The organism is Cellulosimicrobium sp. CpK407 (assembly GCF_051844275.1).
GTDB lineage: Bacteria > Actinomycetota > Actinomycetes > Actinomycetales > Cellulomonadaceae > Cellulosimicrobium > Cellulosimicrobium cellulans_G.
The window spans coordinates 1-26,146 of record NZ_JBGNYC010000007.1; the positions used below are offsets into that span (position 1 = coordinate 1).

Sequence of the window (26,146 nt, forward strand, 5' to 3'; positions counted from 1 at the left end):
GTCGACGAGTCAGGGCCGTGGGATCGGCCCTGCGGTCAGCAGGTGACGGCCGCGAACGGCGCCGTGTGCTCGGTGACCGTCCCTGCGGCGTCGGTCACGCGGACCGTCGCCGTGCCCGCCGCGAGCGACGCGGCGCGCGCCGAGAACGACTGGTAGGCGTTGGCACCCGGCGCGACGCCCGTGACCGTGCGCGTCCCGAACGGCGTGACGAGCTCGACGTCCACCGGGTCGCCCGCCCCGGCGCCGCCCGTGCCGACGTACGCCGCCCGGACCGCGACGTAGGCCGTGCCGGCGAGGCAGCGCGGGACGGCGGTGACGTCGACCTCGGGCGCGGGCGTCGCGGCGGACCGGGAGCGCACCTCGAACGACGCGATGCTCACCGTCCCGCGGTCGGCCCGGAAGCCGATCGTCGGCAGGAGCCCGGCGAGCACGTCGGGGTCGGACGTGTCGAGCGCGCCGCCGGTCGTCGTGCCGCCGTACCAGGCCCACTCGCCGTCCTCCTCGGCGAACACGTCGACGCGCGCGCCGTTCACCTGGAGCGCGATCCGGTCGCCGGGGCCGTATCCCCGGATGCCGAAGTACGGCGACGACCCGTCCGCGCCCCCGACGTAGTCGAGGCCGGACGCGACGTTCGTGTGGTTGAACCAGGCGAGCGCGTAGGTGCGGTCCGCGGCGGCGAGACCGAGGAACAGCGAGTCCTCCTGCGTCCCCGCGCCGGAGAACGCGCCGATCTCGGCGACCACCACGGACGACGGCGTCGCGCGGGCCGTGCGGTGGCCGTACAGCCCCCAGTAGCGCGCGTCGCCGGTCGCGGCGAGCACCCCGTCCCCGGTCGCGACGGCGGGCAGCGCCTCGCCGGAGGGCTGCAGGGTCGCGTAGTCCGCCGTGGTGTCGGCGTCGAAGTCGTCGTGCAGCACGACGTCGTCGTACCAGGCCGGGTCGAACGCGAGCCGGGTGGTCGTGGTCGCGCGCGCCTCCTCGGGAGCGCTCGACCCGCCCCAGCGCAGGACGGCGCCGACCCGCGCCTCGCTGCCGGGGACGGCGTCGGACCCGGGCGTGACGTCCCACGACCGGGTCGCGCGGTCCCACGCCCCGAGGTCGACCGGGCCTGCCTCGCCCACGGCGACGGCCGTCCAGCCGGCCGGGAGGTCGGGCGCGACCTCGACGTCGGCGACGGCGTCCGCGCGCGTCGACACGGTCACGTCCACGCGCGAGGCGCGCCCGACGGCGGGCTCCGCGGCCTCGACGCGCGCGGAGACGGCCCGTGACACGGGGCTCCACGACTCGAGCTCGGTCACCCCGACGGACTTCCCGGGCGCGGCGTCGAACGTGACGCGGTAGCTCGTCGTCTCGAGCGGCGGGAACGTGATGCGGTTCAGGCCGTTGCCGACGGGCTGCTCGGGCACGCGCGTCTGGTCGGGGACGACCTGCCAGGCCGCGCCGTCCCAGTACTCGAGCTCGTAGCCGACGGCGGGCTGGACGGCGTCGGCGTCCTGGTAGCCGTGGAAACGGACGTCGCCGATCGTCGTCGGCTCGGCGAACTCGACGCCCACCCAGTCGCGGGCGTTCGGCGAGGAGTAGTTGGACCAGCGCGTGTTCTGCGGCACCTCGTCGTACCAGACCTTGCCGTCGAGGACCCGCCACGCGTCGTCGTACCGCCACGTGTACGACGCGACGGGGCGCGGGTAGGCGTTCCGGAGCGGGTTCGCCGACGTGTTGACGGCGTGGGGGAGACGCTGCGGCTCGCCGCTCGGCACCGGCACCTCGACCGGGTCGGCGCCCTCGGAGAGCGCGTCGGCGTCGGCGCGCAGCACCTGCTCGCCGTCCACGTAGACGCGCAGGCCGGAGCCCGCCCCGTAGCGCGAGCCGTCGCGGTCGAACAGGACCGTGACGTTCCGCCCGTGGTACGGCACGTTCTCCGCGGCGAACCAGTCCCAGTCGGCCGGCACGAGCGGGTCGAGCACGAGCGAGTCGTCGGACTGCGGCTGGAGGCCGAGGAGGTCCTGGAGCACGAGGTCCACGTAGCTGGAGTGCAGGTAGTCCTCGGAGTGGTTGCTCCCGTCGTAGATCCAGCGGTCCTCGTCGGGGTGGTGCGCCTCGGCGACGTACGGCTCGCCGTCGCGGAACTGCGTGCGCACGTAGGTGTCGAACAGGTCGAGGTAGTCCGCGCGCGTGAGGTCGCCCGCGGCGTCGTCGCGCAGCGCGGTCGCGACGCCGTCGAGCGTGAGCGACGTCGAGAACGGCCACGACGGCCCGTCCCACTTGCAGCAGCCCTGGTCGGCCGAGCGCCAGAAGTCGGGCGAGCGGCGCTCGGTCACCGTCGGGCCGTACGGCGCCGCGAACCCCTGCGGGTCGAGGAGCTGGTCGAGGGCGACGGCCTGCTCGGGCGAGGCGAGGCCGAACTTCCACGGGACGAACCCGACGTCGAGCCGGTCGCGCAGCCGCTCGTGGTCCGGGTTCTCCCAGTCCACGACGTCGTAGAAGAACGCGCGCTCGTCGTCCCAGAGGTAGGTGTCCACGGCCTCGCGCAGCGCGGCGGCGCGGTCGCGGTACTCGGTCGCGGTCGCCTCGTCGCCGTTGAGCGTCGCGACCTCGGCGAGCGCGAGCATGTCGCCGTAGAGGTAGGCGTTGATCGACGGCCGGAACGTGTGGCGACCCGCGTAGTCGCGGTCGGTCGCGTACGACGCGGGCGAGCTCTCCTTGGCGTCGTACTCGGGCGTCTGCCAGTAGAGACCGAGGTCGGCGTCGAACTGGTTCCCCCAGTCCTCGACGAAGGTCTCCAGCTCGGGCTGGAGCGCGCGCAGGCGGTCGAGGTTCCCGGTGACCTTCGCGCGCTCGACGATCGCGGTCACGGCCCAGAACGAGTACTGGTGCGCCCAGTCGGCCGCCTCGGGGTTCTGCGCGGGCTCGATCTGCCCGGGGCCGGTGAGCCAGTAGTCCTCGTAGTCGTCCAGGTAGCGCTGGTCGCGCAGCCACCGGCCCTCGGCGAGCTGGTGGCCCGCCGCGGCGTTGATGGCCTGGTACGGCGCGGCGTAGCCGCAGCAGTCGAGGAACTCCGTGAGCACCCAGCCCGTGCCGGGCTCGGTGTAGCGCAGGTGCTCCTTGAGCACGCGCCAGCGGTAGTAGTAGACCGCCTCGGCGTCCGCGTCGGGGAGGTCCACGACGGGGACGTTGGCTGCGTACCAGTCGGGGTCGGCGTAGCCGTCGAGCTTCTCGCGGACGTCGACGAACGAGGTCCCCGGCCCGACCTCGGGCCGGTCGAGGGGCGTGGTCGGGTCGTCGGTCGTGGCGCCCGGGGACGTGGGCGGGGCTGACGCGGGGACCGGCGGCGTCGCCGCGACCGCCGGGGCCGCGAGGGCCAGGGCCAGGAGGCCGGAGGCGAGCGCCAGGGCGCCCGTCGAGCGTGGTCGTCGCATGCGTGTCCTTCGTCGTCGAAGAGCGGGTCCCGCGCGCTCCAGGGCACGGGGACGTGACTGCGCTGTCGGCCACAGATTCCCACAAGAGCGAACAGAAAACAACAGCCCCCGCCGGTGCTGACCCCTCGCGCCGGCCGGATGTCCCGCGTGGTAGTTTTTGAACATGTTCAAAAGTGGCCTCGTCGCATGAGCGCGACGCCGAAGTCCGAGCGGACGCGCGCCCACCTGCGCGACGTCGCGGTCCGGATGCTGCGCGACGTCGGGTACGAGCGCACGACCATGCGCGCCGTCGCCGCCGCGGCGGGGGTGAGCACCGGGAACGCCTACTACCACTTCCCGTCCAAGGACGCGCTCGTCCAGGAGCTCTACCTCGAGGTGCAGCGCGAGCACGCCGAGCGCGCCGCGCCCGTGCTCGCCGCGGGCGGCTCGCTCGCCGAGCGGCTGCGCGGCGTCTGGGGAGCGTCGGTCGACGCGTTCGCCCCCTTCCACGCGTTCGGCGGCGAGTTCGTGTCCGTCGCGATCCGCCCGGGCTCGGACGCGAGCCCCTTCTCCGCGGCCTCCGCCGCCTCGCGCGACCTCTCGCGCGACCTGTTCGAGCGGGTCGTCGCCGGGGCGTCGACGCGCGTCCCCGAGCGGCTGCGCGCCCAGCTGCCCGAGCTGCTGTGGTTGGCCCAGCTCGGCATCACCCTGTTCTGGGTCCACGACACCTCGCCCGGGTTCGCGCGCACGCGCCGGCTCGTCGACGGCGGGGCGGCGTTCGTCGGCAGCCTCGTCCGGCTCGCGCGGCTGCCCGTCGCGCGCGGGGTGGTCGACGACGTCCTGCGCCTCGTGCGTGCGGTCCACCCGGGAGTGCCCGGGGCGTCCGCTGCGGCCGATGCGGCCCGCGAGCGCGCGGACGGGCCGGAGGCGGGCGCGTGAGCCCCGCCGGCGCAGCCCTCGTCTCGGGCCTGGTGATCCTCGGCATGGTCGTGGTCCTGCCGCTCGGCCTCCGGCTCCTGGGGCCCGACGTCGTCCCGGCGCCGCGCAGCGTGGCGTGGCCGCTCGCGGGAGTCGCCGGGTCGGTGAGCCTCGTGCTGCCGCACGGCACCGCGTCCGTGCTCCTCGCGCTCGTCCTCGCGACGGCGACCGTCGTGCTCGCCGGCGCCGGCGGGCGTCTGGCGGTGCGCACGGCGCGCGACGTGCGCGACGGGCGGGTCGCCGCGGCAGGTCTCGCCTCGCGCGCGGCGACCGCGACCGCGCTGGTCATGCCGGCGGTCGGCGCGAGCGCGCTGGTCGCCGAGCGCGCCGGGTGGGGGCTCCTCGGGTTCTCCGGGACGTATCTCGCGCTCACGGTCCCGCACATGCTCTACGCCGGGTTCGGCGCGGCACTCGTCGCGGGCACGGTCGCGCGTCTCGCGGTCACCGACCGGCTCGCGGTCGTCGGCGCGTGGGGCGTACCGCTCGGGACGGCGCTCGTGCTCGTCGGCTACCTCGTCGGCGACGCGGCCGAGCTCGTCGGCGCGGGCGTCCTCACGCTCGCCCTGTGGGCGACCGCGGTCGCGGCGGTCCGCTCGCTCGCGCGGACCGCCGGTCCGGCCGGCCAGGTCGGCGGCGTCGGCCCGGACGACGCGCACCGGACCGACGGTGCGCGCTCCACCGGCTCCGTGAGCGCGGGGAGCGCCGCGGGCGCCCGCGCGCTGCTCGGCGCGGGTGCGGTCGTCGTCGGGCTGTCGATGCTGCTCGCGCTCTGGTGGGCCGCGGGCGAGGCGCTCGGGTTCGCGCACCCGAGCCTCGACGTCATGGCGGCGACGCACGGCGTCGCGAACGCGCTCGGGTTCGTGCTCTGCACCCTCCTCGGGCTGCGGGTCCTCGCGGCCCGGCCGGCGCTCCCGCGCGGGGCGGAGGGCGCGGACGAGGAGCACCGCGACGCAGGGCAGGACACGACACGTGGGCCCGGGCGGGCCCGGGAGGGGAGTGCGGCATGACGTTCACGTACCCGGAGGTCGGCGCGACCCGGACCGGCGACCGGCCCGCGGGGTACCGCTACCTGCACGTGCGCCGTCGGCTCACCGACCGGCCGCGCACGCCCGACGACCTCGCGTGGCTCGGCGAGCAGCTCCTCACGTGGCGCGTGCACGCCGCGGCGCGCGTGCGCCTCGAGACCGCGGCGCCCGTCGCCGTGCCCGGTGCTCGCGTGACGACGCTGCTCGGCGTCGGGCGGCTGCGGCTGCACGAACCGTGCGAGGTCGTGTGGGTCGAGCGGTCCGCGCGCCGGGTCGCGTTCGGGTACGGCACCCTGCCCGGGCACGCGTTCGTGGGGGAGGAGCGCTTCGCCGTCGAGCGCGACGACGCGGGCGACCTGTGGTGGAGCATCGACGTGTTCAGCCGCCCGGTGCTGTGGTGGGTGCGCCCGCTCGCGTTCGCCGTGCCCACGTTCCAGCGGCTCTTCGCCCTGCACCTCGGACGCGGCGCACGGCGGCTGCTCGCCGCGCGCGACCGCTGACGTCTCGCCTCACGACCCGCGCGCGTCCACGGCCGCGCGGGTTTGCACGCCGGGTGTACGAAGTGCGCCAGAATGGGGCCATGACCGACGCCCGCAGCCCTCGTCCCGACCAGCAGCCCGGCACCGCACGAGTCCTCGTGGGCCGCGTCGTCACCCCGACGGGGGTGCTCGAGGACGGTGTCGTGGCCCTGGAGGACGGGCGCGTCGCGTGGGTCGGGACCCGCGCGCAGGCCGCCGACGCCGGGTACGCGAACCTGCCCGCGGGCGACGGCGCGACGCTGCTCCCGGGCCTCGTCGACGTGCACGACCACGGCGGCGGCGGGTCGAGCTTCCCGGACGCGACGAGCGTCGACGAGGCGCGCGTCGCGGCGCGCGAGCACCTGCGCCACGGCACGACGAGCCTCGTCGCCTCGCTCGTCACCGCGCCGCGCGACGTGCTGCTCGAGCGCACGGCGAACCTCGCGGACCTCGCCGACGCGGGCGAGATCGTCGGCATCCACCTCGAGGGCCCGTTCCTCTCCGAGGTGCGGTGCGGCGCGCAGAACCCGCACGACATGCTCGAGGGCGACCCGGAGCTCGTGCGGGCGATCGCCGCGGCCGCACGCGGCTACCTGCGCACCATGACGGTCGCGCCCGAGGTGCCGGGCGTCGTCGGCGCCGGGGGCGTGATCGAGACCCTCGTCGAGGTCGGGGCGCTCCCGTCGATCGGGCACACCGACGCGAGCACCGAGCAGACCGAGGCGGCGATCGCGGCCGGCGTCGCGGCGCTCGCGGCCGCCGGGCGGCCCGGCGCGCGCCTGACCGCGACCCACCTGTTCAACGGCATGCGCCCCCTGCACCACCGTGAGCCCGGCCCCATCGCGGCGTGCCTCGCGGCGGCCGCGCGGGGCGAGCTGGTCGTCGAGCTCGTGGCCGACGGCACGCACCTCGCGCACGGCACGATCCGCAGCGTCGTCGAGCTGGTCGGGTCGCACGTCGGTGCCGACGGCGCCGTCGCGGGGCCGGACGCCGTCGCGCTCGTCACCGACGCGATGGCCGCGGCGGGCATGGCCGACGGCGCGTACGAGCTCGGACCCATGCGCGTGACCGTCGCGCACGGCGTCGCGCGGCTCACCGAGGGCGGGTCCATCGCGGGCGGCACGTACCACCTGCTCGACGTCGTGCGCGAGACGGTCGAGGCCGGGGTGCCGCTCGTCGACGCGGTCCGCGCCGCCTCCTGGACCCCGGCCGGCGTGCTCGGCCTCGACGACCGCGGCGGCCTCGTCGCGGGCCGCCGCGCCGACGTCGTCGTCACGGACGCCGACCTGCGCGTCCGCGAGGTCCTGCGCGCCGCCGCCCCGGTCGACCTCGCACTCTGACCCCCTGCGCGGCCGTCGCGCGCCCGACTGCACCGCCGAACCCGGGGTCGCTCCTCACCCAGCCCGTCCGGTGAGGAGCGACCCCGGGTTCGGCGCGTCGTCGGCGTGCAGATCGGGTGCGGCGTCGTCGCAGGTCGGGAGTGCGTCCGGAATCGGAGAGCGCGTTCTTGCTCCTCGGGCTTGACTCTCGTCATTTGTTCATCGAATACTCGTAACAGCGAAGCGCTTCGACGATGCGTTTCGACGAAGCGCTTCGACGGCCGAGGCGCGGAACCGGACCACAGGGGAGTGGTGACGATGGCGACGATGCAGGACGTGGCGCGACGCGCGCAGGTCTCGCTGAGCACGGTCTCCTACGCGCTGTCCGGGACCCGTCCCGTCTCCGACGCCACACGGCGCCGCATCGAGGACGCCATGGCCGAGCTCGGCTACCAGCCCAACGCGATGGCCCGCGGGCTCGCGTCGCGCCGCAGCCACGTGCTCGCGCTCATCTACCCCGCGATGGAGAAGGGGCTGGGCGGCACCGTCGCCGAGTTCGTCTCGTCCGCCGCGGAGACGGCGCGCGAGAACGGGTACCACCTCGTCCTCTGGCCCTTCCGCACGACCCAGGCCCCGGAGGTCCGCGACCTCGTGCGCCAGGGGATGGCAGACGGCGTCCTGCTCATGGAGGTCGCGCTCGACGACGCCCGCGTCGACGTGCTCGACGAGGCCGGGGTGCCGTACACGATGATCGGCCGCACGCGCGACGTCACGGACCGGCCGTCCGTGGACATCGACTTCGAGCGCACGACGGACGACGCGGTCCAGCACCTCGTGGACCTCGGGCACCGGCACGTCGCCCTCGTGAACCACTCGCAGGCGACGGCGGACGACGGTTACGCGCCCACGTTCCGGGCCGAGGAGGGCTTCGAGGCGGCGATGCGTCGGCGCGGGCTCGAGCCGGTCTCGCTGCGCGTCGACGAGTCCCCGCGCGCGGGCCGCGACGCGGTCGCGACGCTCCTGGGGCGCGAGCCCCGCCTGACGGCCTTCGTCACCATGAACGAGATCGCGACGTTCGGCGTCGTCGCCGAGCTGCAGCAGCGCGGCGTCGCGATCCCCGGCGACATGTCGATCCTGTCGATCGTCACGTCGCCCGGCGTCGGGGAGATGAGCAACCCGCCGCTGACCACGATGCACGCGCCCGGGGCCGAGCTCGGCCGCCTGGGCGTGCAGAAGCTGCTGTCCCTCGTGGACGGCTCCCGTCCGAGCACGCCGAACGTGCTCATCCCGTGCGTCCTCGAACCCGGCAGCAGCGTCGCCCCCGCGGCCCGCCGGGCGCCGGACGACGACGACCGCGAGCCCCAGGCTCGCTGAACCGACCGGCCGGGCCACGGGCCCGGTCACCCTCCGGCTCCAGCGCCGGAACTCGATGAGGAGGACACGCACATGCTGCGATCCCGGAAGATCTCGCTCGTCGCTGCCGTGGTAGCGCTCCCACTCGCCCTCGCGGCGTGCGGGGGCTCCGGCGGCAGCGGCGGGTCCGACGACCAGACCCTGACGATCTGGCACTACGAGAACGAGGACTCGGCCATGGGCCAGGCCTGGGCCAAGGCGATCGAGATCTTCGAGGAGGAGAACCCGGACGTCGACGTCGTCGTCGAGAAGCAGACGTTCGAGCAGATCCAGAAGAACGCCAAGATCGTCCTCACCGGCGACGACGTGCCCGACGTCATGGAGTACAACAAGGGCAACGCGACCGCCGGCCAGCTCGCGGCGCAGGGCCTGCTGACCCCGCTCACCGACGCGGCGACCGAGCGCGGCTGGGACGAGAAGCTCAGCGGCTCGCTCCAGACGACCGCGACCTACGACGACCAGGGCCTCATGGGCTCGGGCGAGTGGTACGGCGTCCCGAACTACGGCGAGTTCGTGCAGGTCTACTACAACAAGGACATGTTCGCCCAGTACGGGCTCGAGGTGCCGACGACGCTCGACGAGCTCGAGAGCGTCATGCAGGCCTTCAAGGACCAGGGCGTGACGCCGCTCGCCGAGGCCGGCGCCGAGTACCCGATGGGCCAGCTCTGGTACGAGCTCGTGCTCGCGAACTCCGAGCGCGACTTCGTCGACCAGTACCAGCTCTTCGACGGCGACCCCGACTTCCACGGTCCCGAGATGACGCAGGCCACCGAGAAGCTCGACTCCTGGATCAAGGACGGCTACGTCGCGTCCGACTCCGCCGCGCTGACCGCCGAGGACATGGGCGTGTCGTTCATCAACGGCACGTACCCGATGATGGTCTCCGGCTCGTGGTGGTTCGGCCGCATCGTCGAGGAGATGGACGCCGACTGGGGCCAGTTCAACTTCCCCGGCAACACGCTCCAGGTCGGCTCGTCCGGCAACCTCTGGGTCGTCCCGGCGAACGCGGACTCGCCCGACCTCGCCGAGGAGTTCATCGACATCACGCTGCGCCCCGAGGTGCAGAACATCCTCGCGGAGAAGGGCGGCCTGCCCGTCGCCGGTGACGCGTCGGTCATCACGGACGAGCGCACGCAGCAGCTCACCGAGAACTTCCAGGCGATCCTCGACGACGACGGCCTCGCGTTCTACCCCGACTGGCCCGTGCCCGGCTACTACGACGTGATCGTCAGCGAGCTCCAGTCGCTCATCAACCAGTCGAAGTCGCCGACCGAGGTGCTCGACGGCCTCGAGTCCGCGTACGTGGACGGCAAGGCGGACCTGCTCGACAGCTGAGCGGACGCACGCGCCCGGCCGGCCGGGGCCGATCCCACGATCGCCCCGGCCGGCCCGGCACCCCCACCCGAGGACCTCCCGCGAAAGAGACCGTCATGACCACCCGCACCGACACCGTGCCCGACGCCGGGCCCGGCCCCGCGCGCGAGGCGTCGCGCGCGACCGCGGCACGCCGCCGTCGTCGCCGGCCCGCCTGGCTCCCGTACCTGCCCTACCTCCTGCCCGGCGCGGTGGCGTTCGTCGTCGTGATCGGCTACCCGTTCGTGATGAACGTCTACTACAGCCTGTTCAAGTGGCGCGGCGGCATGGCGCCGATGCGCTGGTACGGGCTGGGCAACTACGCCGACCTCCTGCACGACTCGGCGTTCTGGACCTCGTTCCAGAACTCGATCGCGATGATCCTCGCGATGGTCGTCGTGCCGACCCTCATCGGCCTCGTCCTTGCGGCCGTGCTGTTCGACTACCTCGGCCGGCGCTTCGGCCCGCGCGTCGCGGCCTTCCTGCGCGCTACGTACTACCTGCCGCAGATCCTGCCCGTCGCCGTCGCCGGCGTGCTGTGGAACTGGATCCTCAACGCCCAGACCGGTGCGCTCAACGTGATCCTGCGCGGGATCGGCATCGAGAACCCGCCGAACTGGCTCGGCGACACGACGACCGCGCTGCCGAGCGTCATGCTCGTGCTCATCTGGGTGCAGATCGGCTACCCCGTCGTCATCTTCATGTCCGCGCTCCAGCGCGTGGACCCCGAGCTGTACGAGGCAGCCGAGCTCGACGGCGCGGGCTGGTGGCGCCGCTTCGGGGCCATCACGATCCCGCAGATCCGTCCCGAGACGTTCGTCGTCACGCTCACGTGCACGGTCGCCGCGCTCAAGGTGTTCGGTCCCATCTACGTGCTCACGCGCGGCGGGCCGGAGAGCTCGACGCTCGTCCCGAGCTACTACTCGTACCTCAACTTCTTCGACAAGTCGAAGGTCGGCTACGGCGCCGCGGTGGCGACCGTGCTGACCCTCGTCATCATCGTCGTCGCCGTCGTGATCCTCGCGCTGCAGAGCCGCGCCGAGCGTCGTGAGCAGGAGGGCCGCTGATGTCCACCGTCACCACCACCCCCGCGGACGCCGTGGCGCCGGGCGCCGACGCGTCCAGCCCCCGCCGCGCCCTGCGCGCCACGCGGCAGGACGAGCGCTACCGCCGCGGCGTCGGCCGCTGGTTCGTGCTCGCCGCCGCGATCCTCGTCGCCCTGCTCATGCTGTCGCCGTTCGTCATCATGGTGCTCAACGCGTTCAAGTCGCCGGCCGAGTACTCCCAGGACGGCCCGCTGAGCATCCCGAAGGAGCTCTACCTCGACGGCGTGCAGAACTTCTGGACGCGGACGAACTTCCCGCAGAAGCTCTGGAACTCCGTCTTCATCTCGGCGCTCGTCGCCGTGTTCGGCACGCTCCTGTCGCTGCTCAGCGCGTACGCGATCGGCGTCGGCCGCATCAAGGGCCGCCTCTGGATCGTCACGCTGTTCCTCGTGGCGAACATGCTGCCGCAGGAGGCGCTCATCTACCCGCTGTTCGACATGGCTCAGAAGGTCGGCCTGTCGAACTCGCAGTGGTCGATCATCATCATCTTCACGGTCATCCAGGCGGCGTTCGGCACGTACCTGCTCGCGTCCGTGCTCGGGACGTTCCCGCCCGCGCTGCTCGAGGCGGCCCAGCTCGACGGCGCCGGACGCTGGCGCATCCTGTGGCAGGTCGTCTACCCGATCGTCAAGCCCACGCTCGGCGTCCTCATGATCTTCTTCTTCATCTGGACGTGGAACGAGTTCTTCATCCCGCTGGTCATGCTGACGACCAACGACACCCAGACGATCCCCATCGCGCTCGCGTCGCTCCAGGGCGACCGGATGATGGACGCCCCGACGACCAACGCGGGCGCGCTCGTGTCGCTGATCCCCGCGCTGGTCTTCTTCCTCATCTTCCAGCGGACCCTCACCCGGGGCGTCACGGCGGGCGCCGTGAAGTGACGCTCCCCGTGTGATGCCGAGCCGCCCCGGGGCGGCCCCCGAGACACCTGAACGCACCGACGAAGGAAGCACCACCCATGAAGTTCACCGACGGGTACTGGCAGGTCCGGCCCGGCATGCACCCGCTCTACGCGGTCGAGGTCGACGACGTCCGCGCGGACGAGGCGGCCGGCACGCTCACCGTGTACGCGCCGACGGCGAAGATCCGCGGCCGCGGCGACACTCTCAACCGCCCGATGCTCACGACGACGTACTCCTCGCCCGCACCCGGCGTGATCCGGGTGCGCGTGGAGCACCACCAGGGTGCGGTGCGCCGGGGCCCGGCGTTCGAGGTGACCGGCGAGCCCGGGTTCCGGCCCGAGGTCGAGGTGCACGACGACGTCGCGGTCCTGCGGTCCAAGGACCTCGCGGTGCGCGTGCACCGGGGCGACCGCTGGCGCGTCGACTTCGAGGCGGACGGCGAGGTGCTGACCTCCTCGCTGCCGAAGTCCGTCGGGCACGTCACGGCCGACGACGGCCGCGCCTGGACGCACGAGCAGCTCGCGCTCGAGCCCGGCGAGCTCGTCTACGGCCTAGGGGAGCGGTTCGGCCCGTTCGTCAAGAACGGCCAGGTCGTGGACATCTGGAACGAGGACGGCGGGACGTCGAGCGAGCAGGCGTACAAGTCCGTGCCGCTCTACCTCACGACCAAGGGCTACGGGGTGTTCGTCGAGCACCCGGAGAAGGTGTCGTTCGAGGTCGCCTCCGAGGTGAACACGCGCGTCCAGTTCTCCGTCGAGGGGCAGTCGCTCGAGTACCTGGTCATCCAGGGCCCGACGCCCAAGGACGTGCTGCGCCGGTACACGGCGCTGACGGGCCGCCCCGCGCGCGTGCCGGCGTGGTCGTTCGGCCTGTGGCTCACGACGTCGTTCACGACGAGCTACGACGAGCAGACGGTGAACGGGTTCATCGACGGCATGGCCGAGCGCGACCTGCCGCTGTCGGTGTTCCACTTCGACTGCTTCTGGATGCGCGAGTACCAGTGGGTCGACTTCGAGTGGGACCCGCGCACGTTCCCCGACCCCGAGGGCATGCTGCGCCGCCTGCACGACCGCGGGCTCAAGGTGTGCGTGTGGATCAACCCCTACGTCGCGCAGCGCTCGCCGCTCTTCGCGGAGGCCGCGGAGCAGGGCTTCCTCGTGAAGCGCGAGGACGGGTCGGTCTGGCAGTGGGACCTGTGGCAGGCGGGCATGGGGCTGGTGGACTTCACCAACCCCGACGCGACCGCGTGGTACGTCGGCAAGCTCGAGGGCCTGCTCGACCAGGGCGTCGACTGCTTCAAGACCGACTTCGGCGAGCGGATCCCCGTCGACGGGATCGCGTGGCACGACGGCTCCGACCCGCGCAAGATGCACAACTACTACGCCCAGCTCTACAACGAGGCGGTCTTCCGGCTGCTCGAGCGCACGCGCGGCGAGGGCGAGGCGGTCCTGTTCGCGCGGTCCGCGACGGCGGGCGGCCAGCAGTTCCCCGTGCACTGGGGCGGCGACTGCGACTCGACGTACGCGTCGATGGCCGAGTCGCTGCGCGGCGGCCTCTCGATGTCGATGTCGGGGTTCGGCTACTGGAGCCACGACATGGGCGGCTTCGAGGGCACGCCGGACCCGGGCGTGTTCAAGCGCTGGACGGCGTTCGGCCTCCTCTCGTCGCACTCGCGCCTGCACGGCTCGGGCTCGGTGCGGGTCCCGTGGGCGTTCGACGACGAGGCCGTCGACGTCACGCGCAAGTTCACGCACCTCAAGCTTTCGCTCATGCCGTACCTCGGGCGGGTGGCCGAGGAGGCGCACACCGACGGCGTGCCGATGATGCGGCCGCTCGTGCTCGAGCTCCCGCACGACCGCGCCGGGTACACCGCGGACACGCAGTACCTGCTGGGCGACGCGCTCCTCGTCGCGCCGGTGTTCCGCGCGGACGGCCGCGTGGAGTACTACGTGCCGGAGGGCACGTGGACGCGTCTCGTGCAGCCCGACGACGGCCCCGCCCTGAGCGAGACCGTGACGGGCCCGCGCTGGGTCACCGAGACCCACGGGTTCGACTCGCTCCCGGTGCTCGTGCGCCCGGGCACCGTCCTGCCGGTCGGCGCCCGCACGGACCGGCCGGACTACGCCTGGGCCGACGGCGTCACGCTGCACGCGTTCGAGCTGCCCGACGGGTACGACGAGCTCGTGGTCGTCCCGCCGTCGGACGGCGCGCCCGGGGCCACGTTCCGCGTCCGCCGGTCGGGCGCGACGCTCACCGTCTCGTCCGACGACGCCCGTGCGGCCTGGTCCGTCCGGGCCGGCTCCGCGGCGGCCGAGGCGCACGGCGCGACGAGCGTGACGATCGACCTCGGCTGAGGACGTATCCTGGGCGAGCATGTCATGGAAGCGCTCCCATGGCATGCTCGCCCTGCACTTCCCGCGCGTGCCGCGCTCGCACCCACCGAGACGCACGCGCACCCACCGACCACCCGTCGCGGACCGCGTCGTCCGACGACCGACCAGCGAGGACCCTCGTGACCACCGACACCACCGCCCCCGTCGCCGTCGACGCGCAGGCCGCGCCCGCGTCGTCGGGCCGCCGCACGTTCCCCACCGACTTCCTCTGGGGCTCCGCCACCGCCGCCTACCAGATCGAGGGCGCCGCCGCCGAGGGCGGCCGCACGCCGTCCATCTGGGACACCTACTCCCACACCCCGGGCCGCACGCTCAACGGCGACACGGGCGACGTCGCGGACGACCACTACCACCGGTGGCAGGAGGACGTGCAGCACATCGCGGACCTCGGCCTCGGGGCGTACCGGTTCTCCATCTCGTGGTCGCGCGTCCAGCCGGGCGGCACCGGCCCGCTCAACCCCGAGGGCGTCGCGTTCTACTCGCGCCTCGTCGACGCGCTCCTCGAGAAGGGCGTCAAGCCCGTCGTCACGCTCTACCACTGGGACCTCCCGCAGGAGCTGGAGGACGCCGGGGGCTGGGCCAACCGCGACACCGCGTACGCGTTCGCCGAGTACGCCCGCCACATGGCGCGCGAGCTCGGCGACCGGGTCGACACCTGGACGACCCTCAACGAACCGTGGTGCTCCGCCTACCTCGGCTACGGCTCCGGCGTGCACGCGCCCGGCCGCACCGAGCCCGCCGCGGCGCTCGCGGCCGTGCACCACCTCAACCTCGCGCACGGCCTCGCCGTCCAGGCGATCCGCGACGAGCTCGGCGAGGACGCGAAGACGTCCGTCACGCTCAACCTGCACGTCATCCGCCCCGACGACCCGTCGTCGGCCGCGGACCTCGACGCGGTCCGGAAGATCGACGCGCTCGCCAACCGCGCGTTCCTCGCGCCCATGCTCGACGGCGAGTACCCTGCCGACCTGCTCGCCGACACCGCGCACGTGAGCGACTGGTCGTTCGTGCGGGAGGGCGACCTCGAGACGGTGCGCCAGCCGCTGTCGATCCTCGGCGTCAACTACTACTCGACCGTGCGCGTGCGCCACTTCTCCGGCGAGGGCGAGCGGTCCGAGAACGACGGCCACGGCGCGTCGAGCCACAGCCCGTGGATCGGCGTCGACGACGTGGAGTTCGTCCAGCAGCCCGGCCCGTACACCGCCATGGGCTGGAACATCGAGCCCGCCGGCATGACCGAGCTGCTCGTGTCCGTGGCGACGACGTACCCGCACCAGCCGATGATGGTCACCGAGAACGGCGCCGCGTTCGCCGACGAGGTCACGGTCGACGCCGACGGCACCCCCCGCGTGCACGACGACCGCCGCGTCGCCTACCTGCACGACCACGTCGACGCCGTGGGCGCCGCGATCGACGCGGGCGCCGACGTGCGCGGGTACTTCGCGTGGTCCCTGCTCGACAACTTCGAGTGGGGCTACGGCTACGACCGCCGGTTCGGCATCATCCGCGTCGACTACGGCACGCTCGAGCGCACGTGGAAGGACTCCGCGCACTGGTACCGCCGCCTCGCGACGTCGAACGAGCTCCCCGCGGTCGACGAGACCGCCTGACCGCGGTCGACGGCACCGCCCGTCGCTGAAGCAGACAGTCGCTGGGCCCGCCCGGTCGCACCGGGCGGGCCCTCGCGCGCCCTGGTGTGCCGAGGTAGAGCCCTGGTGGGCCGAGGTAGAGCCCTGGTGCGCGGAGGTGGAGCCCTGGTCGGCCGAGGGAGCGCGGTGGTCGATGATCGGCGCGAGCGGGGTGACCTTTCTCGCATGCCGCGCACTCGCCGCGCGACACGCCGAAGGAACGCGACACGCCGACGAGTCGGACGTTCGTCGTGCCCGGATTGGGGTGTTTCGTCGGCCGCCGGCGCGGGGCCGCACGACGGCGGAGGTGGCCCCGCGGGGCCGCCTCACCGGACCTCACAGGGTGTGGATCGACGTCGTCCCCACCCTGTGGACGATGCCCCGCGGTCCGCGAGAGGACGCCGTTCGTGGTGCTTCCGAGCGGTGGACGACGGGCTGTGGACGAGGGGCCTCGGAGGCGTGTCAGAGGGTGGTGGGACCATGGACTCATGGCTCCTAGCACACGCGGAGGGGTGAAGTTCGACCACGACATCTAGTGCGGTGGCGCGGTGTCGACCACTAGGTATAGTGGTTGCACACCCAGGGGGCCGGAGGCCTTCTGGCGAATCACACAGACGTAGTTCCACCGGTGTCCTTCGAGGTCAGAGACGTATCTCCCTCCCCGAGGACCGATCCCGGACAGAGCGCGAGAGACGAGGAGTCACCCCATGAGCGTCACGGTCTACAGCAAGCCGGCTTGCGTTCAGTGCGACGCGACGTACCGCGCTCTCGACAAGAAGGGCATCGAGTACTCCGTCGTGGACATCAGCCAGGACGCCGAGGCGCTCGAGCTCGTGCGCGGGCTCGGCTACCTGCAGGCGCCCGTGGTCGTCGCCGGGGACGAGCACTGGTCCGGGTTCCGTCCCGACCAGATCAACGCCCTCGCGCAGAAGGTCTCGCCGGTCGTCGCCTGACCGGCCTCCCCGGGGCACCGTGAGGTGCCCCGGAACTCGTACGGAAGCAGGCGGAGCAGGGCAGGACGGAGGTGCGTCCCCGTGGGGTCGCTCGTGTACTTCTCCAGCGTCAGCGAGAACACGCACCGGTTCGTCCAGCGGCTCGACCTGCCGGCCCTCGGCATGGACGTGCAGCGCATCCCGCTGCGTCCCACCGAGGGCTTCCTGCGCGTCGAGGAGCCGTACGTGCTCATGGTCCCGACCTACGGGGGCGGCAACGAGGGCGGTGCCGTCCCGCGTCAGGTCGTGAAGTTCCTCAACGACGTGCACAACCGGTCGTTGATCCGCGGCGTCATCGCCGCGGGCAACACCAACTTCGGCGACGCCTACTGCATCGCCGGCGACATCATCTCCGCGAAGTGCCAGGTGCCCTACCTGTACGCCTTCGAACTCCTGGGAACAGCCGAGGACGCCGCGCGCGTCCGCGACGGATTGGGACGATTTTGGCAACGACAGTCACGGATTCCGGCGTGAGCGTGGCAGGCGGTGGCACGGTCACCGAGGTGCCCCTGGCGAGCGCGCAGCTCGACTACCACGCGCTCAACGCGATGCTGAACCTCTACGGCCCGAACGGCGAGATCCAGTTCGACAAGGACCGCGAGGCGGCGCGCGCGTACTTCCTCCAGCACGTCAACCAGAACACGGTCTTCTTCCACGACCTGCAGGAGAAGCTCGACTACCTCGTCGAGAACAAGTACTACGACCCGGCCGTGCTGGCGAAGTACGACCGCGCGTTCGTGAAGTCGCTGTTCGAGTTCGCGTACGCCAAGAAGTTCCGCTTCGAGACGTTCCTCGGCGCCTTCAAGTACTACACGTCGTACACGCTCAAGACGTTCGACGGGAAGCGGTACCTCGAGCGCTTCGAGGACCGCGTCTGCATGGTCGCGCTCGGCCTCGCGGACGGGAACGAGCAGGCCGCGCTCGACATCGTCGAGGAGGTCATCTCGGGCCGCTTCCAGCCCGCGACCCCCACGTTCCTCAACGTCGGCAAGGCGCAGCGCGGCGAGCCCGTGTCCTGCTTCCTGCTGCGCATCGAGGACAACATGGAGTCCATCGCGCGCGGCATCAACTCCGCGCTGCAGCTCTCCAAGCGTGGTGGCGGCGTCGCCCTGCTCCTGTCGAACATCCGCGAGCACGGCGCGCCGATCAAGCACATCGAGAACCAGTCGTCCGGCGTCATCCCCGTGATGAAGCTGCTCGAGGACTCGTTCTCCTACGCGAACCAGCTCGGCGCGCGCCAGGGCGCCGGTGCGGTGTACCTGCACGCGCACCACCCGGACATCCTGCGGTTCCTCGACACCAAGCGCGAGAACGCGGACGAGAAGATCCGCATCAAGACGCTGTCGCTCGGCGTCGTGATCCCGGACATCACGTTCGAGCTGGCCAAGAAGAACGAGGACATGTACCTCTTCTCGCCGTACGACGTCGAGCGCGTCTACGGCAAGCCGTTCGCCGACGTCTCGGTCACCGAGAAGTACGACGAGATGGTGGACGACTCGCGCATCCGCAAGACGAAGATCAAGGCGCGCGACTTCTTCCAGACGATCGCCGAGCTCCAGTTCGAGTCCGGCTACCCGTACATCATGTTCGAGGACACGGTGAACAAGGCGAACCCGATCAAGGGCCGCATCACCCACTCGAACCTGTGCTCGGAGATCCTCCAGGTCTCGACGCCCTCGACGTTCAACGAGGACCTCTCGTACGACCACGTCGGCCGCGACATCTCCTGCAACCTCGGCTCGCTGAACATCGCCAAGACGATGGACTCGCCGGACTTCGCGAAGACGATCGACACCGCGATCCGCGCGCTCACCGCCGTCTCGGACCAGACGAGCATCGAGTCGGTGCCGTCGGTCAAGCGCGCGAACGAGTCGGGCCACGCGATCGGCCTCGGCCAGATGAACCTCCACGGCTACCTCGCGCGCGAGCGGATCCACTACGGGTCCGAGGAGGGCATCGACTTCACGAACATCTACTTCTACACGGTCGCCTACCACGCGATCGCGGCGTCGAACCGCCTCGCGATCGAGCGCGGTCGCGCGTTCGGCGGCTTCGAGGACTCGAAGTACGCGACGGGGGAGTACTTCGACAAGTACACCGACCAGGTCTGGGAGCCCGCGACCGACCGCGTGCGCCAGCTCTTCGCGGAGGCCGGCGTGCACATCCCGACGCAGGAGGACTGGACGGCGCTCAAGGCCTCGGTCATGGAGCACGGGATCTACAACCAGAACCTCCAGGCCGTCCCGCCGACCGGCTCGATCTCCTACATCAACAACTCGACGTCCTCGATCCACCCGGTGCCGTCGAAGATCGAGATCCGCAAGGAGGGCAAGATCGGGCGCGTCTACTACCCGGCGCCCTACCTGACGAACGACAACCTCGAGTACTACGAGGACGCGTACGAGATCGGCTACGAGAAGATCATCGACACGTACGCCGCCGCGACGCAGCACGTCGACCAGGGCCTGAGCCTCACGCTGTTCTTCAAGGACACGGTCACGACGCGCGACGTCAACCGCGCGCAGATCTACGCGTGGCGCAAGGGCATCAAGACGCTCTACTACATCCGTCTCCGCCAGATGGCCCTGGAGGGCACGGAGGTCGAGGGTTGCGTCAGCTGCATGCTGTAGTCGCCTGAGGCAACTATCGGTTGTCTCGAAGCCCGACGTCGTCGGCCACCCTCCTGCGGAGGAGTGGCCGACGGCGCAGGGTCCGGTCCCACGAAGTCGTCCCGGTCGGTCCGGGGTCAGCAGGAGAGAAGAAGGCAGATGTCGCCCACGGGGAAGCTCAAGCTCATCGATCGCGTGAGCGCGATCAACTGGAACCGTCTCGAGGACGAGAAGGACCTCGAGGTGTGGGACCGCCTCGTCGGGAACTTCTGGCTGCCCGAGAAGGTGCCGGTGTCGAACGACATCCAGTCGTGGAACACGCTCACCGCGGAGGAGCAGCAGCTCACGATGCGGGTGTTCACCGGTCTGACGCTGCTCGACACGATCCAGGGCACGGTCGGCGCGGTGTCGCTCATCCCGGACGCGATCACGCCGCACGAGGAGGCGGTGTACACCAACATCGCGTTCATGGAGTCGGTGCACGCCAAGAGCTACTCGTCGATCTTCTCGACGCTGTGCTCGACGCGCGAGATCGACGACGCGTTCCGCTGGTCGGAGGAGAACCCGAACCTCCAGCGCAAGGCCGAGATCGTCATGGAGTACTACAAGGGCGACTCGCCGCTCAAGCGCAAGGTCGCGAGCACGCTGCTCGAGTCGTTCCTCTTCTACTCCGGCTTCTACCTGCCGATGTACTGGTCGTCGCGCGCCAAGCTGACGAACACGGCCGACCTCATCCGCCTCATCATCCGGGACGAGGCCGTGCACGGGTACTACATCGGCTACAAGTTCCAGAAGGGCCTCGAGAAGCTCAGCCCCGAGGAGCGGGACGAGCTCAAGGCGTACACGTTCGAGCTGCTCTTCGAGCTCTACGACAACGAGGTGCAGTACACGGAGGACCTGTACGACGGCGTCGGGCTGACCGAGGACGTCAAGAAGTTCCTGCGGTACAACGCGAACAAGGCGCTCATGAACCTCGGCTACGAGGCGCTCTTCCCCAAGGACGAGACCGACGTCAACCCGGCGATCCTCTCGGCCCTGTCGCCGAACGCGGACGAGAACCACGACTTCTTCTCCGGGTCGGGCTCGTCGTACGTCATCGGCAAGGCCGTGAACACCGAGGACGACGACTGGGACTTCTGAGCCGCTCTCAGGAGCAGCAGGCCGGAGCACGTCGAAGGGGCCCGGAGCCGCAGGACGCTGCGGCTCCGGGCCCCTCGCTCACCGTCCGGCACCGGACGGTTCGAGCGCCGACCTCGCCAGGAAGTCCCTCAGCAGGCGGACGAACTCCGGAGCGTGCTCCACCGCCGGCACGTGCCCGCATCGCCCGAGCACGTGCAGGCGGACGTCGCTCAGGTGATCGAGGAGCGGCAGCGCCGTGGTCCTCAAGGGGGTGACGCGGTCCTGCGCGCCGTGGACGAGCAGGACGGGCGCGCGGACCGCGGAGAGCTGACGCGTCGACAGGGTCAGGTCCTCCGACCACCGCGCCCGGGGCGGCGGGAACATCGACGCGAACGCCTCCGCCCCGGCGCGCATCGCGGCCGCCCGTGCGTCGACGGCCGACCCGGTGACGTGCGCCGGGTCGAGGAACAGCCGGCTCAGCATCTCCCGCGCCCCGGCTCGGTCGGGGGAGGCGGCCCAGACGGCGTCGAGGTCCGCCGACAGGGGCGCCCCCGGTGCGCCCATCGCCGAGACACCCACGACGGACGTGACGTTCCGGGGGCGTGCGGCCGCCAGCGCCAGAGCCACGGCACCACCCATCGAGTGCCCCACCACGGCGTAGGACTCGAGGCCGAGGGCGTCCATGAGACCCGCGGCCTGGTCGGTCCACACGCGCAGCCCGCCCCGCGAGCCCGGTGGGAGCGGCGTCCTCCCGAAGCCCGCGTGGTCCGGAGCGACGACGCGCCAGGAAGAGCGCAGCGACTCGGCGGTCGCTGCCCAGGCCCCGGACCCGGTGGTGCCGGGGCCCGAGCCGTGCAGCAACAGGACCGCCGGCCCCTCTCCGTCCTCGACCACGTGGACGGGTGAGCCCGCGACGGCGACGGTCCGACGCGTCGTCACCGGAACCTGTGACCCGCGCTCATGCGTCCGCGCCGACCGACTTGTCGAAGACCTCCATCATCACGCGGCCGAACTGCGGCATGTCCGGCCAGCCACGGCACGACACGAGGTTGCCGTCGACGACGTCGGGTGCGTCGACGACCGTGGCCCCGGCGTTCTCCATGTCTCCCGTGATGGGAGGGAAGCAGGCCGTCCGTCGGCCCTTGAGGAGCCCGTAGACCGCGGGGACCTGGGCGCCGTGGCACACCAGCGCGATGGGCAGGTCGCGGGCGAAGAAGTGCTCCGTGATGCGGCGGACGTGGGCGTCGACGCGGATCCACTCCGGTGCGCGGCCGCCGGGGATGATGAGGGCGTCGTACCGCTCGACGTCGACCTCGGCCCACGGCACGTCGACCGGCAGCTTGCGCCCGTTCTTCTCGACGTAGGCGTCGGAGCCGGGGTCGAACTCGTGGATGACGAGCTGGACGTCGCGCGTCGTCCGCGACGACACGTCGACGTCCCAGCCGCCCTCCTGCACGCGGTAGTACGGATACATCGTGTCGAGCTCCTCGGCAGCGTCGCCGGTCAGGAGCAGAGCTCTGGGCACCTGCTTCTCCTCGCACTCGTCGTCGAATGGGATGATCCGATCCGATCGGATCTGCACAGGATTCACCGGGCCGCGCGATCCGTCAACCCCTCGACGCGTCGTCACCACCCGGTTCCTCGTCGAAGAGCCGGCGGATCCGCTCGCCGGACAGCAGGATGTGCCGGCGCATCGCGTAGGCGGCGGCGTCGGGGTCCCGCGCGGCGACCGCGGCGAGGACCTCCTCGTGCTCGCTCGTGGCGAGGTCGGTGACCTGGGCGTCGTAGACCAGCCGGAAGAGGTGCACGTGCGCGTGCATCCGGGCGAGGGCCTCGTGGATCACGCGGTTCCCGCCGCTCCTGGCGACGACGTCGTGGAAGGCGGCGTCGAGCAGCCCGAACTCGCCGTACGCGGTGTGCCCGTCGGAGAGCGTCGCCATCTCGTCCAGCACCGCGCGGAGCCTGGCCAGCTGCTTCGTCGAGGCGCGCTCCGCCGCCATCCGCGCCGCTGCCGGCTCGAGCAGCAGGCGCGCCTCGAGCATGTCCTCGAACCGGTCGCGCGTGATCTGCGGGGGGATCCGGTAGCCGGCGTTGGGGACGCGGACGACGAGGTCGTCCGCTTCCAGGCGGTTCAGCGCGTCCCGGATCGGTGTCTGCGAGACCCCCAGCTCGCGCGCCAGGGCGTCGACGGTGACGCGGGAACCGGGCTCGATCCGCTGCGACATCAGCTGGGTGAGCAGCGTGTCGTAGACCTGGTCGGCGGGCCGCCTGCGAGCCTTCTTCGCCATCGGCTCGCGCCGGTCCTCGTCGGTCCGCTCGTCGCGCTCGTCGGTCGCTAGCGTGTCCACCTCGTGCGGGCTCCTTTCGTGCGCCGGGCAGAAGAACCTGTTGACACCGGCTGTTCGACTGCTCCATGATCTGGATCGGATCCGATCCGATCGTATCGGAACGAGTGCACCTGTCGTGACCAAGGGCGGTCGCGAATCGACCGCAGTTCTCACTCCACCCTCTATCTCCCGGAGTTTCCCATGGGCATCCTCGGTTTTCTGCGCGGGCCGCGAGAGGTCTTGTTCGGCCCAGGGCAGCGGTACGCCCTCGGGACGGTGACCGCGTCCCTCGGGTCCCGAGCCCTCGTCTGCACCGACGCTCGCTTCGGGGGGACGGACGAGTTCGCGGAACTGGTCCGGCTGATCGAGGGCGCCGGCGTCCACGTGACCGTGTTCGCGGAGGTGCTGCCCGACGTCCCGGTGCACCAGGTGGCCGAGTGCGCCGCGCTCGCGCACCGCGTGCGGCCCGACGTCGTCGTCGGCATGGGTGGAGGCAGCTGCCTCGACCTCGCGAAGGCGGTGGCCGTGGTGATCGCCCATGGCGGGCAGGCCTCCGACTACTACGGCGAGCTCCGCGTCCCGGGCCCGGTGGTCCCCGTGGTCGCCCTGCCCACCACGGCGGGCACCGGGTCGGAGGTGACGCCGGTGGCGGTGCTGACCGACCCCGGGCGCGTCAGCAAGGTCGGCATCTCCAGCCCGCACCTCGTCCCGCACATGGCCGTGTGCGACCCGGAGCTCACGCTCGGGTGCCCCCCGTCGCTCACCGCGAGCGCGGGGGCCGACGCGTTCTCGCACGCGGTCGAGTCGTTCACCGCGGTTCGTCGGACGGCGACCCCGGAGCTCGCCACCGAGCGTGTCTTCGTCGGCAAGAACGCGCTCACCGACACGTACGCGCTCCTGGGGGTGCGCCTGGTCGCGGAGAACCTGCGGCGCGCCGTGGAGGCCCCGGGCGACGCCGAGGCCCGCGAGGCGATGATGCTCGGGGCGACCGCGGGAGGCTTCGCCCTCGGCAGCGCCGGCACCGCCGCGGCGCACGCGCTCCAGTACCCGGTCGGGGCGCTCACCCACACCCCGCACGGGGTCGGCGTCGGCGCCCTCCTGCCGTACGTGATGGAGTACAACCGACCCGCCCGCGTCCCCGAGCTGGCCGCGGTCGCCGTGGCGATGGGTGCGAACCCCGGCGAGTCTTCCGAGGTCCTGGCCGACGAGGCGATCGAGCGGAGCGCCGCGCTGCTGCGGTCCGTGGGGATCCCGTCGACCCTCGCGGAGATCGGCCTGCCGTCCGACCGGCTGCGCTGGACCGCCGAGCAGGCGTTCCAGGCCACGAGGCTGGTCGAGAACAACCCCCGCCCGCTCGACGTCGACGCCCTGGAACGCATCGTGCGTGCCGCGTACTCCGGCGACCGGCGCTCGCTGCGAGAAGAAGCCCGGCCCCAGGCGGCCACGACCACGACGGCAGGTGTGCGATGACGGTTCTCCACGAGACGATGCGTCCGGTTCTCGACGGGCTCGACGTGCCCACCGACCTGCTGGTGGCGGGGGAGCGGCGCGCGTCGGGCAGCGGGCGGCGCATCGACGTGCGCGACCCTGCGACGGGCGAGGTCCTCGCGACCGTGGCCGACGCCGACCTCGACGACGCCCGGGCGGCGGTGGGCGCGGCCGCCGACGCGGCCGCCGCGTGGGCGGCGACCTCTCCCCGCCACCGTGCGGAGATCCTCGTGCGAGCGTTCGAGCTGATGACCGAGCGGAGCGAGGACCTCGCCCGCCTGATCGCGCTCGAGAACGGCAAGGCGCTGCCGGACGCGCGGTCCGAGGTGGCGTACGCCGCCGAGTTCTTCCGTTGGTACGCCGAGGAGGGCGTGCGCCTGCGCGGTCAGCTGGGCCGCTCCCCGAGCGGCGCGAACCGGATGGTGGTGACGTACCAGCCCGTCGGGGTCAGCGTCCTCGTCACGCCGTGGAACTTCCCCGCGGCGATGGCGACCCGCAAGATCGCACCGGCCCTGGCAGCGGGATGCACCGCGGTGCTCAAGCCGGCGACGGAGACGCCCCTGACGGCGTACGCCGTGGCGGCGCTGCTGGAGCAGGCGGGGATGCCCCCAGGGGTGCTCAACGTCGTCACGACCTCGACCGCGGGCCCCGTCGTCGAGGCGATGCTGTCCGACCCGCGCACGCGCATGCTGTCGTTCACCGGCTCGACCGAGGTGGGTCGACGGCTGCTGCGCGTCGCCGCGGACCGCGTCCTCAAGTGCGGGATGGAGCTCGGGGGGAACGCCCCGTTCGTCGTCCTCGACGACGCCGACGTGGACGCGGCGGTCGACGGCGCCATGGTCGCCAAGATGCGCAACGGCGGCCAGGCGTGCACGGCCGCCAACCGGTTCCTCGTGGCCGACGCCGTGCACGACGTCTTCGTCGAAGGACTCGTCGCCCGGATGGCGGAGGTCACGGTCGGCCCCGGCGTCGACGAGAGCACCGGGTGCGGACCGCTCATCAACGCCGACGCGGTCCGCAAGGTCGATGAGCTCGTCCGCGACGCGATCGACCGCGGGGCGCGTGCCGTGCTGGGCGGGGAGCCCGTCGACGGGCCCGGCTGCTTCTACCCGCCGACGGTGCTCGTCGACGTCCCCCGGGACGCACGCCTCCTGCACGAGGAGGTCTTCGGCCCCGTGGCCCCCGTCGTCCGCGTCGACGACGAGGAGGAGGCGCTCGCCCTGGCGAACGACTCCGAGTTCGGCCTCGTCAGCTACTTGTACACCGGCGACCTGGCCCGCGGCCTGCGGCTCTCGGAGCGGCTCGAGTCCGGGATGGTCGGGCTCAACCGCGGACTGGTCTCCGACCCGGCCGCGCCGTTCGGCGGCACCAAGCAGAGCGGGCTCGGCCGCGAGGGGAGCACGGAAGGTCTCCTCGAGTTCATGGAGGCCCACTACGTCGCCACGTCCTGGTGACGGTGAACGAGCAGTAGCAGCAACAGTCCGGCAACACCGACCCAGGAAGCAGGAGACTCGATGAGGAGCACGATGCGAGCGGGGCACGGATCACTTCCCCGCCGACGGGGGCGGCTGGCGACGG

Annotated in this window: 20 protein-coding genes; 16 read left to right on the top strand and 4 right to left on the bottom strand. The window is 72.0% G+C overall.

Annotated elements, in window-relative coordinates; genetic code table 11:
* Positions 1 to 35 precede the first annotated feature (35 nt).
* Positions 36 to 3,416, bottom strand: a complete 3,381-nt coding sequence (locus tag ABWU78_RS04955; RefSeq protein WP_439157723.1) for an MGH1-like glycoside hydrolase domain-containing protein — start codon at positions 3,414 to 3,416, stop codon at positions 36 to 38.
* Between the two features lie 186 nt (positions 3,417 to 3,602).
* Between ABWU78_RS04955 and ABWU78_RS04960 the strand changes: the two genes are divergently transcribed.
* From ABWU78_RS04960 to nrdF, 14 genes are all read left to right on the top strand, one after another.
* Positions 3,603 to 4,334, top strand: coding sequence for a TetR family transcriptional regulator (locus ABWU78_RS04960; RefSeq protein ID WP_439157724.1), 732 nt, complete (start codon positions 3,603 to 3,605; stop codon positions 4,332 to 4,334).
* Positions 4,331 to 5,380 (top strand): YndJ family transporter, encoded by a 1,050-nt coding sequence (locus tag ABWU78_RS04965; protein ID WP_439157725.1) that lies wholly within the window; start codon positions 4,331 to 4,333, stop codon positions 5,378 to 5,380. Before ABWU78_RS04960 ends, ABWU78_RS04965 begins: the two co-directional genes overlap by 4 nt.
* Complete coding sequence (locus ABWU78_RS04970) at positions 5,377 to 5,898, top strand: DUF1990 family protein (protein WP_439157726.1); 522 nt, start codon at positions 5,377 to 5,379, stop codon at positions 5,896 to 5,898. Before ABWU78_RS04965 ends, ABWU78_RS04970 begins: the two co-directional genes overlap by 4 nt.
* An 80-nt stretch (positions 5,899 to 5,978) precedes the next feature.
* Positions 5,979 to 7,256, top strand: coding sequence for an N-acetylglucosamine-6-phosphate deacetylase (locus ABWU78_RS04975; RefSeq protein WP_439157727.1), 1,278 nt, complete (start codon positions 5,979 to 5,981; stop codon positions 7,254 to 7,256).
* Positions 7,257 to 7,553: 297 nt separating this feature from the next.
* On the top strand, positions 7,554 to 8,609 hold the full coding sequence (locus ABWU78_RS04980; RefSeq protein ID WP_253053381.1) for a LacI family DNA-binding transcriptional regulator: 1,056 nt from the start codon (positions 7,554 to 7,556) through the stop codon (positions 8,607 to 8,609).
* Between the two features lie 72 nt (positions 8,610 to 8,681).
* Positions 8,682 to 9,983 (top strand): ABC transporter substrate-binding protein, encoded by a 1,302-nt coding sequence (locus ABWU78_RS04985; protein ID WP_439157728.1) that lies wholly within the window; start codon positions 8,682 to 8,684, stop codon positions 9,981 to 9,983.
* A 95-nt stretch (positions 9,984 to 10,078) separates the two neighbouring features.
* A complete protein-coding gene (locus ABWU78_RS04990) occupies positions 10,079 to 11,068 on the top strand; it encodes a carbohydrate ABC transporter permease (protein WP_439157729.1) in 990 nt (329 codons plus the stop codon).
* Positions 11,068 to 11,991 carry a carbohydrate ABC transporter permease gene (locus tag ABWU78_RS04995; protein WP_253053387.1) on the top strand — a complete coding sequence of 308 codons (924 nt, stop codon included), beginning with the start codon at positions 11,068 to 11,070 and terminating at the stop codon, positions 11,989 to 11,991. Before ABWU78_RS04990 ends, ABWU78_RS04995 begins: the two co-directional genes overlap by 1 nt.
* A gap of 77 nt (positions 11,992 to 12,068) precedes the next feature.
* Positions 12,069 to 14,366 carry an alpha-xylosidase gene (yicI, locus tag ABWU78_RS05000; protein ID WP_439157730.1) on the top strand — a complete coding sequence of 766 codons (2,298 nt, stop codon included), beginning with the start codon at positions 12,069 to 12,071 and terminating at the stop codon, positions 14,364 to 14,366.
* Between the two features lie 158 nt (positions 14,367 to 14,524).
* Positions 14,525 to 16,015: a GH1 family beta-glucosidase gene (locus ABWU78_RS05005; RefSeq protein ID WP_439157731.1), complete on the top strand. Its 1,491-nt coding sequence runs from the start codon at positions 14,525 to 14,527 to the stop codon at positions 16,013 to 16,015.
* Positions 16,016 to 16,740: 725 nt separating this feature from the next.
* Positions 16,741 to 16,986 (top strand): glutaredoxin-like protein NrdH, encoded by a 246-nt coding sequence (gene nrdH, locus ABWU78_RS05010; RefSeq protein WP_047232913.1) that lies wholly within the window; start codon positions 16,741 to 16,743, stop codon positions 16,984 to 16,986.
* A gap of 81 nt (positions 16,987 to 17,067) precedes the next feature.
* Positions 17,068 to 17,499: a class Ib ribonucleoside-diphosphate reductase assembly flavoprotein NrdI gene (nrdI, locus tag ABWU78_RS05015; RefSeq protein WP_205205938.1), complete on the top strand. Its 432-nt coding sequence runs from the start codon at positions 17,068 to 17,070 to the stop codon at positions 17,497 to 17,499.
* Positions 17,496 to 19,655, top strand: coding sequence for a class 1b ribonucleoside-diphosphate reductase subunit alpha (gene nrdE, locus ABWU78_RS05020; protein WP_439157732.1), 2,160 nt, complete (start codon positions 17,496 to 17,498; stop codon positions 19,653 to 19,655). The genes nrdI and nrdE overlap by 4 nt, the downstream gene beginning before the upstream one ends.
* 138 nt (positions 19,656 to 19,793) lie before the next feature.
* Positions 19,794 to 20,774, top strand: coding sequence for a class 1b ribonucleoside-diphosphate reductase subunit beta (nrdF, locus tag ABWU78_RS05025; protein WP_253053393.1), 981 nt, complete (start codon positions 19,794 to 19,796; stop codon positions 20,772 to 20,774).
* Between the two features lie 78 nt (positions 20,775 to 20,852).
* Here nrdF and ABWU78_RS05030 read toward each other — a convergent pair whose 3' ends face one another.
* The 3 genes from ABWU78_RS05030 to ABWU78_RS05040 all read right to left on the bottom strand — a co-directional run bounded on the left by ABWU78_RS05030 (position 20,853) and on the right by ABWU78_RS05040 (position 23,101).
* Entirely contained in the window at positions 20,853 to 21,692 is an 840-nt protein-coding gene (locus ABWU78_RS05030) for an alpha/beta fold hydrolase (protein ID WP_439157733.1), read from the bottom strand.
* A gap of 19 nt (positions 21,693 to 21,711) precedes the next feature.
* Complete coding sequence (locus ABWU78_RS05035; RefSeq protein WP_253053397.1) at positions 21,712 to 22,278, bottom strand: DJ-1/PfpI family protein; 567 nt, start codon at positions 22,276 to 22,278, stop codon at positions 21,712 to 21,714.
* 82 nt (positions 22,279 to 22,360) lie between these two features.
* The gene (locus ABWU78_RS05040) at positions 22,361 to 23,101 is read right to left on the bottom strand and encodes a GntR family transcriptional regulator (RefSeq protein WP_439157734.1); all 741 of its coding nucleotides are present in this window, start codon (positions 23,099 to 23,101) and stop codon (positions 22,361 to 22,363) included.
* A gap of 180 nt (positions 23,102 to 23,281) precedes the next feature.
* Between ABWU78_RS05040 and ABWU78_RS05045 the strand changes: the two genes are divergently transcribed.
* Positions 23,282 to 24,550: an iron-containing alcohol dehydrogenase gene (locus ABWU78_RS05045; protein ID WP_439157735.1), complete on the top strand. Its 1,269-nt coding sequence runs from the start codon at positions 23,282 to 23,284 to the stop codon at positions 24,548 to 24,550.
* Positions 24,547 to 26,022, top strand: coding sequence for an NAD-dependent succinate-semialdehyde dehydrogenase (locus ABWU78_RS05050; protein WP_353708757.1), 1,476 nt, complete (start codon positions 24,547 to 24,549; stop codon positions 26,020 to 26,022). Before ABWU78_RS05045 ends, ABWU78_RS05050 begins: the two co-directional genes overlap by 4 nt.
* Positions 26,023 to 26,146: the final 124 nt, after the last annotated feature.

Coding starts and splice junctions, on each gene's coding strand:
- ABWU78_RS04955 (WP_439157723.1), bottom strand. CDS start 3,416: ATGCGACGACCACGCTCGACGGGCGCCCTGGCGCTCGCCTCCGGCCTC.
- ABWU78_RS04960 (WP_439157724.1), top strand. CDS start 3,603: ATGAGCGCGACGCCGAAGTCCGAGCGGACGCGCGCCCACCTGCGCGAC.
- ABWU78_RS04970 (WP_439157726.1), top strand. CDS start 5,377: ATGACGTTCACGTACCCGGAGGTCGGCGCGACCCGGACCGGCGACCGG.
- ABWU78_RS04975 (WP_439157727.1), top strand. CDS start 5,979: ATGACCGACGCCCGCAGCCCTCGTCCCGACCAGCAGCCCGGCACCGCA.
- ABWU78_RS04980 (WP_253053381.1), top strand. CDS start 7,554: ATGGCGACGATGCAGGACGTGGCGCGACGCGCGCAGGTCTCGCTGAGC.
- ABWU78_RS04985 (WP_439157728.1), top strand. CDS start 8,682: ATGCTGCGATCCCGGAAGATCTCGCTCGTCGCTGCCGTGGTAGCGCTC.
- ABWU78_RS04990 (WP_439157729.1), top strand. CDS start 10,079: ATGACCACCCGCACCGACACCGTGCCCGACGCCGGGCCCGGCCCCGCG.
- ABWU78_RS04995 (WP_253053387.1), top strand. CDS start 11,068: ATGTCCACCGTCACCACCACCCCCGCGGACGCCGTGGCGCCGGGCGCC.
- yicI (WP_439157730.1), top strand. CDS start 12,069: ATGAAGTTCACCGACGGGTACTGGCAGGTCCGGCCCGGCATGCACCCG.
- nrdH (WP_047232913.1), top strand. CDS start 16,741: ATGAGCGTCACGGTCTACAGCAAGCCGGCTTGCGTTCAGTGCGACGCG.
- nrdF (WP_253053393.1), top strand. CDS start 19,794: ATGTCGCCCACGGGGAAGCTCAAGCTCATCGATCGCGTGAGCGCGATC.
- ABWU78_RS05045 (WP_439157735.1), top strand. CDS start 23,282: ATGGGCATCCTCGGTTTTCTGCGCGGGCCGCGAGAGGTCTTGTTCGGC.
- ABWU78_RS05050 (WP_353708757.1), top strand. CDS start 24,547: ATGACGGTTCTCCACGAGACGATGCGTCCGGTTCTCGACGGGCTCGAC.